Here is a 14,093-nt window from a genome sequence, read left to right on the forward strand (position 1 = left end):
CGAGCATCGGCACGGCTTTCCTCCTGGGATCAACAGGTCCGGCCGGCCGACCACGATGATCAAGCCGCGGCTCGCACGCTCGCCCAAGTCACCCCTACACCAGCTGATCTGGTCACCTTCTACGAAGGCATCGGTGATGTCACCTGGGAGGACGTCGGCAACGGCTACTTCCTCGATCCGGCCGGTGACCTCCTGCTGCGGCTCCAGGAGTACGGCGTTGTCGACGTCGGCACGGACGAAAAGAGCCGTGGCCTGGTCATCGGCTCGAACGGCGGCGGCCTGATCTATGTCGCGGGGCCTCATGGGGCCGTTTACCGGACGCGGACGGCTTCGCTGGACGAAGCGGAGCTCGACAAGGTAGCCGATGACCTACGACAGTTTCTGGAGCTGCTGGAGCGTTCCCTGACAAGGTTCAACGCCGACGGCGATCCGGGATATCTGTAAGCACAGCCCGACGCCCATTTTGTTAGTTGTTGTTAGAGAATGTTCCACCTGAGGTAATGATCATGGCGGCGAAGACCGTCCACCCGTTGCTGTACCTCTTCCAAGCTGCTTGGGGCGTGATGGACCTTCCGAGCGTTCGTCGTGATCATGCGTAGCTCGCGGATCGCCGCTAGGGTCTCGTAGCCGGACCACCGTGTGACATCCCAGCCGTACGCGTCAGCGAAGGCCCCATAATGCTGCTCTCCATGACCAAAACGCCTGCAGTGGACCTCTACAGTGACCAGATCCCATTCGGGCTGTCCGAGCGCCACGGTGTCCCAGTCGCACAGCAAGGTCTCGCCGTCGTCCGCGTGCAAGGCATTGCGGTGCTGCGGGTCTCCTTGGATCACTCCCTCAGGGAGTTCAAACTCCACGGCGATGAGGTCGGACTCGAGCTGTCTGGCGTACTCGCTCAGGAAGGACAGCGCCTCTGAGGGCAAGCAGGTGATCGCGGCGAGAGACCGGCGGATCGCCGCGATATTGTCGTGAGCGGGTAGGGACACGGGTGGGGACGGCAGCGTGTGGAGTGCGTACAGCGGCTTGGCGAGTTGGGCTGCGACAACGGGCTGAGCCGGCTGGGGCAGGTATTGCCAGAAGGTGATGGTGTGCTGATCGATGACGACGGGCTGGTCGGCCGGGTGCAGGGGAACGGTGGGGAAGCCGCTGTTCATAAGCCAGCGGACGAACCGGACCGTGCGTGCTACGTCGTCGGTCCGTGACCCACGGCGGGCAATTTTGACGACGACCTGCTCCCTCTTGAGGAGTATGACCGCGTTGGTGTGCCCGCGAAGCAGGCAAGCGTCGGAGGCGTCGAGGCCAACAACCGCGCACCCTCGCTCCAGAACCTGGTACATCTCGGACTCGTCGTACCCACCGGGGGCCGGTACAGCTTGTGTCATGAGGTCCAGGCTCGCCGACGCGTACGGCCGCTGTCACATCTGTCCGGATGGAAGTGCGAGGATTCCCCGCAACTCGCGCGCTGCGCGGCCGGACTCCGCGCCGGGCGGGAGCGCCCCGAAGACCTCTCGTGCCCGCTCCTCCACGATCGGTGTCCGGTGCTCTGGAGCGATCCGCAAGAACGTGGTGGCCGCCAACTGGCAGGCCTCCGTCGGGCTGCGATCCTGTGCGAGGCAGAGGGCCGCTTCGAGACTGAGCAGAGCCGGATCGATGCCGGTCTTCGAGGGATAGAGACGAAGGGCCGCCTCCTGAACGCGACGTGCTTCGCTCGTCTTGCCGAGAGCTGTCAGGGTTCCACTCTCGTAGAGCCTGAATCGCCGCTCGGGGAAGCCGAACGCATCATTGTCTGCCGGGCTACCGGCTCTGCTCTGCTCGAACGCGGACGTGGCCAGTCGGCGTGCTGTCTCGGCTCCGTCCCTATCTCCCAGCTTGGCGAGGGCGCGGGCTTCGGCGGCTGAGGCGAAGGCGGCCGTGGCGCTGGGACGCCCGCGACAAATGATCCGGGCCTCCCGGGCGAGAGCGACCGCCGCTTCCACCGGGCCGTAGTAAAACGGGAGCATCGCGGCTTGTGCCCTTACCCGGGCGCGGAGTTCCGTGTTGCCGCTGTCGTCCGCGGCATTCCTTGCCGTGGCATACCAGGCCCTGGACCGGAGCAGTTGTCCGAGTTTCATGAGGGCGTCAGCGACAAGGGTGGCGAGCATGGAGATCAGCTCCGACAGCCGGACCTGGACGGCCGCCGGCTGCCTTTGGCCGGCGAGCTCTTCGACCTCCTCGAGGAGGTCCAGGAGCACCGTGATCATGGGCGCCGGAGCCGTGCAGACGTACTGCTCCCGCGCCCAGAGCACCTGTTCGTCGAACATATCGAGCTGGGTCGAACGGACGGTGCCGGCCGCCAGAGTCCGGTCCACCGAGCGTCGTGCCAGGTCAACTCGTTGTTCCAGCGCATCCGGACTGAAGGGCCGAGACACAGCGGTGCGTGACGGCAGTAGACGTCCAGTCAGGGCTGGGTCGAAGGAAGACGGCGTTACGACATCCCCCGCGCGCGTGAACCCCAAGTCCCCGGGGGTGCAGTTGTCGTAGCACTCACACAACAGTCTGATGGTTGCCGCGCGAGGCTGACGGCCGTTCTCCCAGTGTCCGAGTTGGTCACCATCCACCCGAGGGGCGCCGTGACGTCCCGCGCTCAACTCGTTAAGGCGCTCGGCTGCCTCCTTCAGCGTCAGTCCTCGAGCGAGACGCTGGGCGCGCAGAAGGGATACCTCGCAGTGAGCGTGGATGATGCGGGCGATTTCGCCATGAGACTCCCTGCGCTGGGTGGCCTCTTGTCGTAACCGCTTGGCACAAGACGGAGCGTGCGCTGCGCGGGCCATCAGTACCTCCTCAGCCCGTACCGATTCCTGACATCGTAGTGACGATCTATCGACTCTGCGTGAAAAGCAGTGACTTCATCGCGAATCAGTGACCTGATCCGTCACTGCAGATGCTTGAGGTCACTGATCAGTGAACTGTCACGGTTGCCCGGCGTCGACTCCAGGCGAATCCTGCTGATCACGGAAACCCGACAAGATGTCCGCCCACCGGAGGGACCTGGCACCCCCGGCCGGCGGACCCGTGAACGGGCGCCGCTCCAGCACGCGCCAACGAGGCCTCATGCGGAACGGTGCCCGCCTACCAGAACCGGGAGGTGGACGCGATGACAGCCTTGTCGAGCCGGGAATCCCTGGCGGTACTCGCATACGGCACTGAGGTTGAGCGGGTCGCCGTCGAGATCGATAGCTGTGAACACAACGTCGGCAAAGCCCGCCGCTTCGCTCGGGAGCAGCTCGTGTGTTGGGGTCTGCCCGAGGACAACGAACTCACCGACCGGGTGCTTCTGGTCGTCAGTGAGCTGGTCACCAACGCGGTTCTGCACGGTCGGACAAGGCCGCACGCGGAAACAGAGACCTTAGAGGTCGCGCTCGCTTTGAAGCGGGACTTCGCGCTCGGAGTCATGGTGACGGACAACTCCTGCGGCCTCCCAATTGTGAACATCCGTCCGTCCGTGTGCTCGATCAGCGGTCGCGGACTGGCTCTCGTGAAAGCGCAGTCCGATGGCTGGACTGCGGCTTTTCGCTACGGTCGGGAGGGTGCCAGCGGAAAAGCGGTATGGGCCTTCTTCAAGTGCCCGCAGCTGGCCTCACTGCCCGAGTCAATGCCTCAGTCGGCGTGACAGAGCGCGGTGTGGAATCGAATGCGGACAGGCAGGTCCGCGTCAAGCTGTGCGGCGGTCTCGCCCAGGGCGTGGTGGCCGAAGACCGATTCGCGGTTTCGGACACTGACGAGCCGTACGAACAGACCTTGCACTGGCTCTTCGACCAATCCAGCTCCCTCCGTGCGCCCAGCACGCCCCACCGCGCCGGCGGTAGCTCGATGTCTACTCTCTTACGCCCCGAAGGATCTGAACCCATGCCGCCCACCGCGACTGACGAAGCACCGATCTCGCTGCGCGAACCCGGCCAGCTCTGGCGCCGTCCGTCCTGGACGCACAGCAGGGATGATCTGCAACGCATCGTCGACTTGCTCCGCGCCGGCCTGCCCATCGACGAAGCGTACGACGACGTCGCAACGGTCGTCGGAGACGGCACCACACCGACGGACGAAGAGATCCCCCTGCTCATCGCACGGTTCCGCGGCACCGCTGGCTCCCCCGGCCACCTCACGGTCTTGATCGACGCTGTCGAGAGGCGACAGCCTGGCGACGAGCCGCACGAGCGAGAACGGCTCATCCTCCGGGCGCGACAGATCGGGGCCGAGACGGCGACCAGAGAAGACAGGACGTCGCTCGGAATCCTTCGCCGCCTGGCCTCCGCCGCAGAGGACCTGCTGGAGCTTCTTCTGCCTGACGACGAGGCGGAGGCGTCATGCCGCGCCTGAAGCCGCTGACGGAGCCGGACATCACCGTGATGCCCCCGGCAGAGGCCTACGACTTCGACTACTTCCGAGCCCGGGTCGACGCCGACCTCTTGGCGCGCAGTATCGCTATCCGCGTCTTGGGCGTCCCTCTTCTCGCCGTACCGGTGGGCCAGACCAGGCGCGGCGGGTGGTTCGGCGTAGACAACCTGACGATCGCGCAGGCCGTCCGGACCGTCCTGGTGCCCCTCGGCGGGTTTTCCAGCCCGCGTGTCACCTGGCGGTGCAGGCCCCATGGTTCGTATGTCGCTGAATGGGGCGACCAGCCGCCGGCCATGTGGCCGGACGAGAACGAGCGTCTGGCCTTCCACGGCCTACTCCGGCCCGGATCCGGCCGCCCTCACATCCCGCTTTGACAGATCCCAAACCGTGATCGCGTTCGTGTTCGCCCTCGGCACCGTGATCCGCCGAAGAGGGCCAACTTCCCGCTCGAGAGGACAAGCACCATGTGCGTGCACAACCCGCCGTGCCCCGCGGCCGATGCTTCCGACAGGGAGGCCGCGAGACTCGCCGTGTCCCACCCTGAACAGGGCTGGAGCCTGCTGTGCAACGGGGTGGTGCTCTTCGAAGACACCGGCGAGCTGCTGCCCAGCGGCAACACCTTCGGCCCGCACAGGAACGCGAACCCGGTGGGGAGGGCCGCGTGACCGCCGCAGCACCACTCGTCGTGCCCTACATCACCGCGCGCACGGGCGAGCAGGCCGACTCCCTGCTCAACCTGCGAATGGGCCGAGGACCCGGCGGCCGCCCGCGACTGGGGTACGTCGACGAGGACCCACGAGACCGTGACCTCCGCGGCGTTCTCTGGGCCCGGTACTCCATGTCGCTCGACGCCTTCGGGAACCCGTGCGGGACTCCGCAGTGGAGGCTGGTCCATCCGCACCGTCAGCGGGTAACCATGTCGCTCCTGCGGTGCCAGGTATGCGCCGTTCAGTTGCGGCGCAAGGACGGCATCCTCTTCCTGGACACCGCAGGCGACCAGGCGGACTACGACGGCCCGGTAAAGACAGCTCAGCCGCCGGTCTGCTTGGAGCACGCCCGTGGTGCGGCGGACCGCTGTCCCAGGCTCAGAAGCAAGGGGCACGTCGCGCTGCTGGCCACTCGCTTCCCCATGTACGGGGTGATCGGCCACGCTTACCAGTACGGCGGGAACGGCCTCCAGGCCCTCTCGAACGTCGACTCCCCCATCCCTTACAGCCATCCGCAAATCGGCATGTTCCTAGCGTCGCAGCTCGTCCGCGAACTGCGGGACTACACGATCGTCAACCTGGACGATCTCGCGCCCACCCCAGAGACGGCCATCCGACGGTACTGACGTGACGGGTCGGACAGTCGGACGGCTCGGCGCCAAACCTGTCCAGCGCCGTCCGCTACGTCTCCTCCGGCCCCGGGTGAGCCTCCGAGAACCGAGCACGCTCGTCGATAGCCTCCCGGCCCACCGGTTCGCTCATGCCGGCCTCCTCCGAATACGTACAACCGAAGGAACCCCCTATGACCGACACGACCATCGAGCCTGACGAGGCGGCCCGCCTGCGGAACAGGGTGGTGAACGAGCTGTGCGCGGACGGCACGATCTCCACCCCGGCGATCGAAGCGGCGATGCGCAAGGTACCCCGCCACGCATTCATCCCGGACACTCCACTGGACATGGCATACGCAACCTACGCCGCGGTGATCACCAAGACGGACGAGGACGGCGTGCATCTCAGCTCCGTCTCCGCCCCGCAGATCCAGGCGATGATGCTGGAGCAGGCCCAGGTGCGGCCCGGGATGCGGGTGCTGGAGATCGGATCGGGCGGACTGAACGCGGCCTACCTCGCCGAGCTCGTCGGCGAGGACGGCGGGGTCGTCACCGTGGGCATCGACCCCGTCGTTACTGACCGTGCGTCCCGGCTGCTGGAGGCGCACGGCTACGGCAAGGTCCGCGTCGTCACCGCCGACGCGGCCGAGCCCATCCCCGGCCTCGGTGAGTTCGACGTCGTCATGGTGACCGCGGGAGCCTGGGACATCGCACCGGCATGGACCACTCAGCTCAAGCAGGGCGGCCGGCTCGTGGTGCCGCTGCGAATGCGCGGCTTGACCCGGTCGGTCACCTTCACCCAGGGCACGGGCGAACACGGCACCTACTTGCAGAGCGAATCGGCGCGGATCTGCGGCTTCGTCCCGATGCAGGGCTCGACCGCTCACCGGGAGGAACTCCTCCTGGTCAACGGCGCCCCGGAGATCGGGCTGAAGTTCGATGACGGCATGCCGGCCGACCTACACCGGCTCGACAACGCCGTCACAACACCGCGCCACGAACGGTGGACCGGCGTCACCGTCCGCCCCCAGGAGCTCATCGACAGCCTCCAGATGGCCATGGCGATCAGCCTGCCAGGCTTCTGCACGATGGCCGTTGACAAAATCCTGGACACGGGCCTGGTCGCCCCCGTGAACAAGCGGTTCGCCCTCGCCGCCGTCGAAGGCGACAGCTTCGCCTACCTCGTCACCCGCCGCACCGAGGACAACAAGCACCTCGAGTACGGCGTGCACTCCCTCGGACCGCACGCGACGCAACTCGCCGACCAGATCGCCGACGTGTTGCGCGACTGGGAGACCAACCGGCGCGGCGGCCCCAGCCCGGTCATCCGGGTCTATCCGGCAGGAACCCCCGATGACCACATCCCGGCCGACCGGGTCATCGACAAGGTACACAGCCGGATCTCGCTCTCCTGGCCCCACGACGCAACGCCGGCGCCCCCCGAAGAGAAACCCCATGCATGACGCCCCGCTCGACGAACACGACAAGCCCGTCCAGAACGTGTCTGTGTCCCTCAACGGCTTCGGAATCCGGCCGCACGCCGGTGGCCGGAGCGGACGGGAGGCGTGGCACAGCATCCGCCGCAGACACCCCCGCTTGGCCATGCTCTGCGCGCCCTACGGCGCCGTCCTGTTCACCGCCGCGGTCATCGCTCTCACCTGAAACCCTCAGCCCGCAGCGGCCCTGCCGCTCGCCCCATTTCATTCCCGAGGAGGTCCCGTTGACGGTCAGGCCCCCGTTCAGGCGTCGCCCGCCGAGCGTGTACCTGAGGCTCCCCGGCGCGCCCGACGCTTGGGAAGTGATCTGGTACAGCGAGCGGCTGGCGGACCTGTCCCTGCTGGACGCTGCGGTCGTGGCCGTCGTGGACCGCGTCGGCTACCTGGCCGTACCCGTGAGCGAAACCGACGGGCAGCGGCGAGGCGGGTTCCTGGCCGTCGACGACCGCCTGACCGCCCGCTGTCTGCGCTACGCGCTGCTGGGCCGTCCCGGCTTCCCCGCAGTGCGCGTGCGGTGTCCAGCGACCGCAGAGTGTGCCACAACGTCGAGTGGGGCGAGGCCCCTCCGGACCCCGACGACGACCAGGTGCGTGGCCACTTCTACGGATACAGCGAGCAGGCCATCGACCGGTTCGTCATGGCGCGGACCTGAAGGAACCGGCCTCCGTCGGGGCCGTCCCACAGACTCCACTCCCGGCCTGAAGCGCCATCCTCCTGGGAGGCGGCTCCCCTTCCAGGAGATGGGCGAGGTCGACGAAGCGCGTCACGGAGCGACCAGCGCGAACCCGCGCGAGAGCGCCTCGACACATGGGACGACGTGAACCCGAGCTGGCCGACGTCATCGTGACCGCGATGGACGCCGTGGCCAACACGGCGGACGAGCCGGGCGAGCTGCTTCCCGAGCATCTCGACGGTGCACTGCCCGAGGACTGGCGGCGCCCCGACAGTGCCGCCTCGAGACTCCCGCTGGCCCGAAGCTGCCGCAGCGGGTACGGCCCGGGGCTGCCCCACGGGCGCCGTCTGAGCCGGGGCCTGCAGAGCGACCCGCCCTCCAGGCGTACCCACCGCCGAAAGGACCGTGAGGGTTCATGTCTACGGCGCAGGAAGCCGCAGAGAGCACGGAGATCACCGTCGACGCGACCGACGTCGCGGGCCTGGTCGTCACCGCCGCGGTGGCGCGCTCCGAGGACGTCGAGCAGGAGGGCGGCTACACCTTCTGACCTGAGTTAGCCGGTTCGACGGTGCCCGGCCACGGCCGTGGCCGGGCACCCGCCCTATAGCGCTTCCCTGGGAGACCTCGTGATTCACGTCTTCACCGGGCGCTCAGCCCGGACGATCCCGCCCTGCGACACCGGTATCTAGGAGTAGGACCGCCGATCCGGCTCGGCGACCTGTTCGACCCGCAGATCACGGCCGATGACACGGTCGTCATCATCGACGGCGTCTACCACCAGTCGCCGACCGTGCGGCACAAGGAACTGGTGTGCCCGGCGTCGCGTCGACATGCGCGCACGCCATCGGAGGCCGGGACATGCGTTCCTCGGGCTCGCCTGGCACGTCTCGCAGCAGGGCGCCCGGCGCAGTCGTCGTATCCCTGCCGCAGTGACCGGCATCATCGTCCGTCCTGCCTGCCCTGAAACAGGTCATCGCCAACTGCTTGTTCCAGACCACTCACCTCAAGACGGGGCGGACCACAAGAGGCTGTGAGCTGCGGAGCCGCGTGAACGGGCTCGGTCGGAGCTGCTCAAGCGGCGGTCGAGGAGGAAGCGCACGAGGACTTCCCTCTGGCCGGGCCTTTGGGGCTGTTCCGGGGGGAGGTGTGTCCAGGCGTGAGCGAGGGCTGCCTCGCGGAAGGCGGAGGCAGATTCGGCGTCGGGCGCGGCGGACTGGACCAGGACGTGGTCCGGGTCTGGTGTTCGGTGGGGGCGGGTGGTCATGTCGTCGTCTTCGACCGGTCGGGCGGGCAGGGGGCCTGCGGTGGGGGCGGTGCGGTTGTCGTGTGGGTCGGTGAGGGCAGCGAGGATGATCTGGAGCATTTCGGCGAAGTAGGGGCCTGGTGCGGGGATTTCGACGTCGGGGTGGCGGCGGTATCCGTCGGTGACGGCTGCGGTGGTGTAGGACATGACGGCGAGGGTGGTGTCGCTGTAGGTGCGGTCGCTGTCGGCGGTCATCTGCACGATCATGCGCAGGACGGTGGCGGTGCTGGCCGCGCATCCTTCGCCGGGGCTGAGGTCGGCGGTGTCGTCTGTCTGGTCGAGCCAGAAGTCGGCTGTCTGGTCGTCGCCTCGGGCCCGGTGGAGCAGGGACAGGCAGTATCCGGCGCCGCGGTCGCCGGCTCCAGCGGCGTACTGCCACCAGTAGCGTGCCCCGTCCTCGGCGCCGGCCAGGTGCAGCACGCAGCCCAGGATCCAGGCGCCTTCGGGGCTGGGGAGCTGCTCGGTGATGAAGTCGGTGATCTGGGGTGCGCTGGCGTGTGTGACGGCGACTTCGCACAGGGAGCGCAAGTGTTCGGCGGCTGGGATGTCGGCGATGGCCTCTTCGGCGAGGGGGTTTTCGCCGGTCGAGTGGGAGGGGCCCGGGTGCGTGGCGAGGCAGGGAACGGTGTCCGCAGGGATGTGGGGGTTTTTCAGCAGGGCTGAGCGGGCGAGGAGGTCGTCGATGGCGGTCATGGCGGGGTGATCACTCCCGGGCTGTGGGGCGGTGGTGGAGCTGCTCGAGGGCTCCTCGGGCGTGGTGGTCGAGGGTGTGGACGTGGGCCGGGGACAGGCCGGTGGCTTCCTGGACCTGGTGGGGGGTGAATTCGCACAGGTAGCGCAGGACGACGACGTCGAACTGGTCGGGCGGAAGGTGGCTGATCGCGTCGAAGAAGTCGGCGACTTCGCTGATCTCGACGAACCGGGCCACCGGGTCCTCGATCCGGCTCTGGGCGATGGTCAGGAATGCGGCAGGGCGCAGGTCGGGGCGGTCGTCCGGGTGCCGTCTGACGCGCAGGAGTACGCGTGAGCGCAGCAGCCGCCAGGCGTAGCGGGGAAGGTTGGGGCCGGCGGCCGCCTCTGTTTCGTCCCAGCCGGCCCACAGGATGTCGAAGGCTTCGCCGACGATTCGTTCGGGGCGCTCGATGTGCAGCAGGGCCCGGGCGTAGGCGGTGTAGTAGTGCTCCATCTGCTGGATGAAGCCGCGTTGTTCCACGGGCCGCTCCTCGGGCCCCAGCGGCCGGACATCGTGGATGCGTTGGTTGATCCAGGTGGTGGTTTTGGAGGCCTCGTAGGCGCCGGAGGTCCACAGGCGGCACAGGGGCCAGGGCGGCAGTCCCAGGGCGTGGACGAGGCTGTAGGTGAGTTCCCAGCTGGGGTAGTACTCGATTCCGCGCAGGAGAACGGAGATGCGGCCCTTGGAGAAGCCGGTGCGCCGGGCCAGCTCCTCAAGGGTGAGTCGCTGGGCGGATATCTGGCGGCGCAGGCGTTCCAGGAGTGCCTGGTGGCTGGGGCCGATCTTCTGTGACATCGGCTCGGCGCGGCGGCCGCGGCGGCCGGGCCCGAACGGGGCTGGGCTGACGGACAGCGGGGCGTCCGGGACGTCGCCGGCAGCCGGCGGATCGTCCTGGGGCGGCGGCGAGGGCATCATGGCTGCGGCTCCTCATGGCCTGCCGGCTCCGGTGCAGGAGCGCGTGCGGGTACGGCACCGGAGCCGTGGGCGGCGGCGGTGAGTTGCTGCAGCAGCAGGCCGAGCGAGGGCAGCAGCGTCACGACCGCGGCGAGGTGTCCCAGCACGGTCATCACCGTGCTCCACGCGAGGACCACCGCCAGTAAGGCGACGGTCCACACCTTTCGACTGGGCATTGCACCTTCCCTGGATGGAGAGTGAGGGGTCTGGAAGGCCTCACGCCCCGGCGGTGCTCAAGCGCCGGGGCGTGAGGTGGTGCACAGCATTGCGGGCACCCCGGCAGACACTCAACGTGATCATGAAGTCACGGAACAAATACGTTCGATGGACCCTGCTATGAACACAGAAACGCCAATCCCGGCATCCATACGGACAGAAGCGCAACAGATCAGCCACTTCTGATCAGCATTTATGCAATTGCACGGCCGGTGGCCAAGGGTCGTCACCATGAGGGGGACGCCTCGGCGTCGCACCTTCCCGTCTGGAAGGCGCGCGGGTTCCCTCGTGCTCAAGGAACCTCAGGAGGGCCCCGTGCCGCTCCCGTCCGGCACCCCGAAGCCGCCGGACGGGAGCCAACACCACACACGCCGGCCCACGCCTCCCCCAACGGTCGACAACCGTGCGGTACGCCAACACCGCCGCGCGCCCACGGCGCACGCCCCTCCCCCGAAGACGGCGAAGAGGCAGCACCGGGCAACAGCAGCCCCACCGGGGCACATCCCACTCTTCGCCCTCGCTGCGTGGACGGACCTGCTTCGCGCCGGCATCAAAGGTGCAGGGAGCAGCCGCGTCGACGCTGGTCCGGTATGACCATTGCACTCACACGGGCGGCGCACTCGCCGAACCGCTTACCGCGCCCCGGCTGCGGCCGCTATCACCGATACGTGTTCACTCCTGTGCTGCGCGGCCTGGTCGCCGCGCTCCTCGCTGTCCTGTCCCTCACCGCGGCCACGCCCGCCCACGCGGCCGAGACACTCACGGTCGCCGAAGCCGTCACCCGCCTGCCGGTCAGCGCCGAGTCCCGCGCCGGCTACGACCGGGACGCCTTCCGCCACTGGACGAGTGGTGACAACCCGTCCGACGGCTGCAGCACCCGCAACGAGGTCCTCATCGCCGAAGCCGTCGAGCCGCCCACGGTCGGCCCCCGGTGCCGGATCACGGGCGGACGCTGGTGGTCCTACTACGACCAGGTCTGGGTGACCTCCGCCTCCGGCCTGGACATCGACCACATGGTGCCCCTGGCGGAGAGCTGGGACAGCGGCGCCTCCGCCTGGACGGCGCAGCGGCGCGAGGCATACGCCAACGACCAGGGCGCACAGACCTCGCTGGTGGCTGTCACGGCCCGCTCGAACCGGTCCAAGGCCGACCAGGACCCGGCCCAGTGGATGCCCCCGGCCGCCGAGGTGCACTGCCGGTACATCGCCGAGTGGGTCGGCACGAAGCTGCGCTGGAGCCTGACAGCGGACGAGACCGAGGTGGCCGCGCTGCGGGACGCTGCAGGCAACTGCCCGAACCAGCAGGTGACCTACGAGCTCGCCGCGTAGTGCCGCCGCTCCCGCCTGGGAACGGGGACGCGGTGCAAACATGAAACCGGCCGCCGGGCAGACGCCCGGCGGCCGGCCCGTGTGCGTGGGTGGCCGGGTCAGCCGTGATAGGTGATGTAGCCGTTGCCGTCGCGGTCGTTGGACTTCTTGGTGTAGGCGTGGACGTCGGCCCGGGAGCCGCCCGGCTTGTAGAAGTAGATGGTGTCCTTGTCGTTGTTCCAGATGAAGTTGCAGTTCTGGCGGTAAACGACGTTCTTCGCGTCGGAGTCGGTGCCGCGGCCGCCGCGGAGGCTGATGTAGTCGCCGGGCTGCAGGGTGTGGCTGTTCTTGAAGGTGAACGTGTTCCCGGCGGCGTCCTTGACCTTGTAGCCCTTCAGGTTCACGGTCGCCGTCTTCGAGTAGTTCTTGATCGTCAGGTACTCGTTCTTCGTGTTACCGCCCGAGCACTTGTTGGAGTCCCGGCCCGGAGCATCGTACTGCACGCCCTTGATCTTCAGCGCCGAAGAGTACTCGGCGGCCTGCGCCGGAACAGCCGCGGCCAGGCCGAGCAAAGTGACGGCCGCCGTGGTCGCGGCAGCGGTCAGAGTGCGCCTGATGCGCATGAGGAATCCCCCCTCAGTGGTGCGAATGGAGCGCCCGGAGCCTACCGGACATGATCGCAAAGTGGAGGAGGGGTGAAGAAAATGTGACTGCGCATCGGCTGCCGCAGAACGTTCTCCCCGGTCAGACTTGCGCGCCTAACCAGAGGGAGCTGCCCGCACCCCCACGCAGGGGTGAATGCGCAGCGGAATGAGAACTGCCGCCCCAGGGTGAGGCGTCGTGCCGGTCATGGAAGCGATCAACGATGTGCATGTGTCCGAACCCGGCCTGGTCGTGGTCGATGTCGCCGCGGCCGACGACGAGACCGCATTTGCCTTCCACACCGCGCTGACCGCCCGGTGGGCAACGACGTCGGTGGAACGCACCACACGCGAGGCCGGGCAGCCAGGCGTACGACTGCGCTGCTACCTCGACCTGCGCCAGCCCCTCACCACACCCGACCGCCCCGGCCACTCCTGGTAGCGGCCCCGGGCCCGCTGCGCCTGGAGAACGCAACACATCGAGCCGTCTCGCGTCCTCCACCACACCAGTCCACAGGGATACCGTTCACCCACGTGACGTGCCGCTGCCCTGTGCCGCTCCCCCGCTCTCCGACCTGGTGCATCCCGCTGTGGCTCATGCGCCAAACGGCGGCACAGCCCGCGCAGGCAAGTCGGGGCGAAGAGCTGGTACCAGGTACGTATTCCGAGGCTGCGGTATTCGTACGTCAGCGGGGATGAATCACGAAGTAGGCGTATCAGCGGCGCGAGGCGGACCAAGCTGCTCGCCTGGGAGTGGTGTCGAACAGCGTGAGGACGTAGCGCGCTTCCGCTGTTGCCCGGCGGATGCCGTCGGTGGTCTACGTCTTGAGCGTGCCGTCCGAGTGGCGGCAATGTCCACGGTGGGTGTTATCGTGGGTGTGAGAGCGATGATCAGCTCGCTCGCGGAGATTTGAGGAGGTGTGTTGATGACTGTCGTGGAGACCACCGCTGTGTGCGGTGCCCGGATCATCCTCACCTCCCGGGCCTCGTCCTGACCTTCGCCTGCCTTCCTCCCTTGTAGGAGTGTTTTCGGCACGCCTGTCGTCCGGCGGGGCCCCTGATCAAGGGTCTCCACCTTGTT

Annotated in this window: 17 protein-coding genes and 2 pseudogenes; 12 read left to right on the forward strand and 7 right to left on the reverse strand. The window is 67.8% G+C overall.

The genetic code is table 11. The features are described 5' to 3' along the window. Positions 1-476: 476 nt before the first annotated feature. From ACGH52_RS00490 to ACGH52_RS00500, 3 genes and pseudogenes are all read right to left on the reverse strand, one after another. Positions 477-1,382 (reverse strand): phosphotransferase family protein, encoded by a 906-nt coding sequence (locus ACGH52_RS00490; protein WP_399936662.1) that lies wholly within the window; start codon positions 1,380-1,382, stop codon positions 477-479. Between the two features lie 33 nt (positions 1,383-1,415). Beyond that, on the reverse strand, positions 1,416-2,300 hold the full coding sequence (locus ACGH52_RS00495; protein WP_399947043.1) for an XRE family transcriptional regulator: 885 nt from the start codon (positions 2,298-2,300) through the stop codon (positions 1,416-1,418). 228 nt (positions 2,301-2,528) lie between these two features. Then, positions 2,529-2,810, reverse strand: a pseudogene (locus tag ACGH52_RS00500) (helix-turn-helix domain-containing protein); the annotation flags it as partial. 290 nt (positions 2,811-3,100) lie between these two features. Here ACGH52_RS00500 and ACGH52_RS00505 point away from each other — a divergent pair. The 10 genes and pseudogenes from ACGH52_RS00505 to ACGH52_RS00550 all read left to right on the forward strand — a co-directional run bounded on the left by ACGH52_RS00505 (position 3,101) and on the right by ACGH52_RS00550 (position 8,405). Beyond that, a complete protein-coding gene (locus ACGH52_RS00505; RefSeq protein ID WP_399936664.1) occupies positions 3,101-3,649 on the forward strand; it encodes an ATP-binding protein in 549 nt (182 codons plus the stop codon). Positions 3,650-3,885: 236 nt separating this feature from the next. Beyond that, positions 3,886-4,353: a DUF6415 family natural product biosynthesis protein gene (locus ACGH52_RS00510; RefSeq protein WP_399936666.1), complete on the forward strand. Its 468-nt coding sequence runs from the start codon at positions 3,886-3,888 to the stop codon at positions 4,351-4,353. After that, a complete protein-coding gene (locus tag ACGH52_RS00515) occupies positions 4,341-4,745 on the forward strand; it encodes a DUF6302 family protein (protein WP_399936668.1) in 405 nt (134 codons plus the stop codon). Before ACGH52_RS00510 ends, ACGH52_RS00515 begins: the two co-directional genes overlap by 13 nt. A 90-nt stretch (positions 4,746-4,835) precedes the next feature. Continuing rightward, a complete protein-coding gene (locus tag ACGH52_RS00520) occupies positions 4,836-5,036 on the forward strand; it encodes a DUF5999 family protein (RefSeq protein ID WP_399936670.1) in 201 nt (66 codons plus the stop codon). Continuing rightward, complete coding sequence (locus ACGH52_RS00525) at positions 5,033-5,704, forward strand: hypothetical protein (protein WP_399936672.1); 672 nt, start codon at positions 5,033-5,035, stop codon at positions 5,702-5,704. Before ACGH52_RS00520 ends, ACGH52_RS00525 begins: the two co-directional genes overlap by 4 nt. A gap of 176 nt (positions 5,705-5,880) precedes the next feature. Beyond that, positions 5,881-7,152, forward strand: a complete 1,272-nt coding sequence (gene fxlM, locus ACGH52_RS00530) for a methyltransferase, FxLD system (protein WP_399936674.1) — start codon at positions 5,881-5,883, stop codon at positions 7,150-7,152. Then, positions 7,145-7,351: a hypothetical protein gene (locus tag ACGH52_RS00535; protein WP_399936676.1), complete on the forward strand. Its 207-nt coding sequence runs from the start codon at positions 7,145-7,147 to the stop codon at positions 7,349-7,351. Before fxlM ends, ACGH52_RS00535 begins: the two co-directional genes overlap by 8 nt. Before the next feature lie 136 nt (positions 7,352-7,487). Then, positions 7,488-7,682: pseudogene (locus tag ACGH52_RS00540) on the forward strand (DUF6302 family protein); the annotation flags it as partial. 17 nt (positions 7,683-7,699) lie between these two features. Continuing rightward, positions 7,700-7,837 (forward strand): DUF6302 family protein, encoded by a 138-nt coding sequence (locus tag ACGH52_RS00545; protein WP_399936678.1) that lies wholly within the window; start codon positions 7,700-7,702, stop codon positions 7,835-7,837. Positions 7,838-8,273: 436 nt separating this feature from the next. Further along, entirely contained in the window at positions 8,274-8,405 is a 132-nt protein-coding gene (locus ACGH52_RS00550) for a hypothetical protein (protein ID WP_399936680.1), read from the forward strand. Between the two features lie 456 nt (positions 8,406-8,861). Here ACGH52_RS00550 and ACGH52_RS00555 read toward each other — a convergent pair whose 3' ends face one another. Genes ACGH52_RS00555 through ACGH52_RS00565 form a run of 3 tightly spaced genes read right to left on the reverse strand, consistent with a single transcriptional unit; the run spans position 8,862 to position 11,024 of the window. Beyond that, the gene (locus tag ACGH52_RS00555; RefSeq protein ID WP_399936682.1) at positions 8,862-9,854 is read right to left on the reverse strand and encodes a hypothetical protein; all 993 of its coding nucleotides are present in this window, start codon (positions 9,852-9,854) and stop codon (positions 8,862-8,864) included. A gap of 10 nt (positions 9,855-9,864) precedes the next feature. Next, positions 9,865-10,809 carry a helix-turn-helix domain-containing protein gene (locus ACGH52_RS00560; protein WP_399936684.1) on the reverse strand — a complete coding sequence of 315 codons (945 nt, stop codon included), beginning with the start codon at positions 10,807-10,809 and terminating at the stop codon, positions 9,865-9,867. Then, entirely contained in the window at positions 10,806-11,024 is a 219-nt protein-coding gene (locus ACGH52_RS00565) for a hypothetical protein (RefSeq protein ID WP_052842435.1), read from the reverse strand. The genes ACGH52_RS00560 and ACGH52_RS00565 overlap by 4 nt, the downstream gene beginning before the upstream one ends. Positions 11,025-11,732: 708 nt before the next feature. Between ACGH52_RS00565 and ACGH52_RS00570 the strand changes: the two genes are divergently transcribed. Further along, positions 11,733-12,392, forward strand: a complete 660-nt coding sequence (locus ACGH52_RS00570; RefSeq protein WP_399936687.1) for an HNH endonuclease family protein — start codon at positions 11,733-11,735, stop codon at positions 12,390-12,392. A gap of 98 nt (positions 12,393-12,490) precedes the next feature. Here ACGH52_RS00570 and ACGH52_RS00575 read toward each other — a convergent pair whose 3' ends face one another. Then, positions 12,491-12,994 (reverse strand): lamin tail domain-containing protein, encoded by a 504-nt coding sequence (locus ACGH52_RS00575; RefSeq protein ID WP_399478532.1) that lies wholly within the window; start codon positions 12,992-12,994, stop codon positions 12,491-12,493. 226 nt (positions 12,995-13,220) lie between these two features. Between ACGH52_RS00575 and ACGH52_RS00580 the strand changes: the two genes are divergently transcribed. After that, the gene (locus ACGH52_RS00580; RefSeq protein ID WP_382105481.1) at positions 13,221-13,454 is read left to right on the forward strand and encodes a DUF6207 family protein; all 234 of its coding nucleotides are present in this window, start codon (positions 13,221-13,223) and stop codon (positions 13,452-13,454) included. The last annotated feature ends 639 nt before the right edge of the window (positions 13,455-14,093 follow it).

This window comes from Streptomyces sp. BBFR25, assembly GCF_044590125.1.
GTDB lineage: Bacteria > Actinomycetota > Actinomycetes > Streptomycetales > Streptomycetaceae > Streptomyces > Streptomyces canus_D.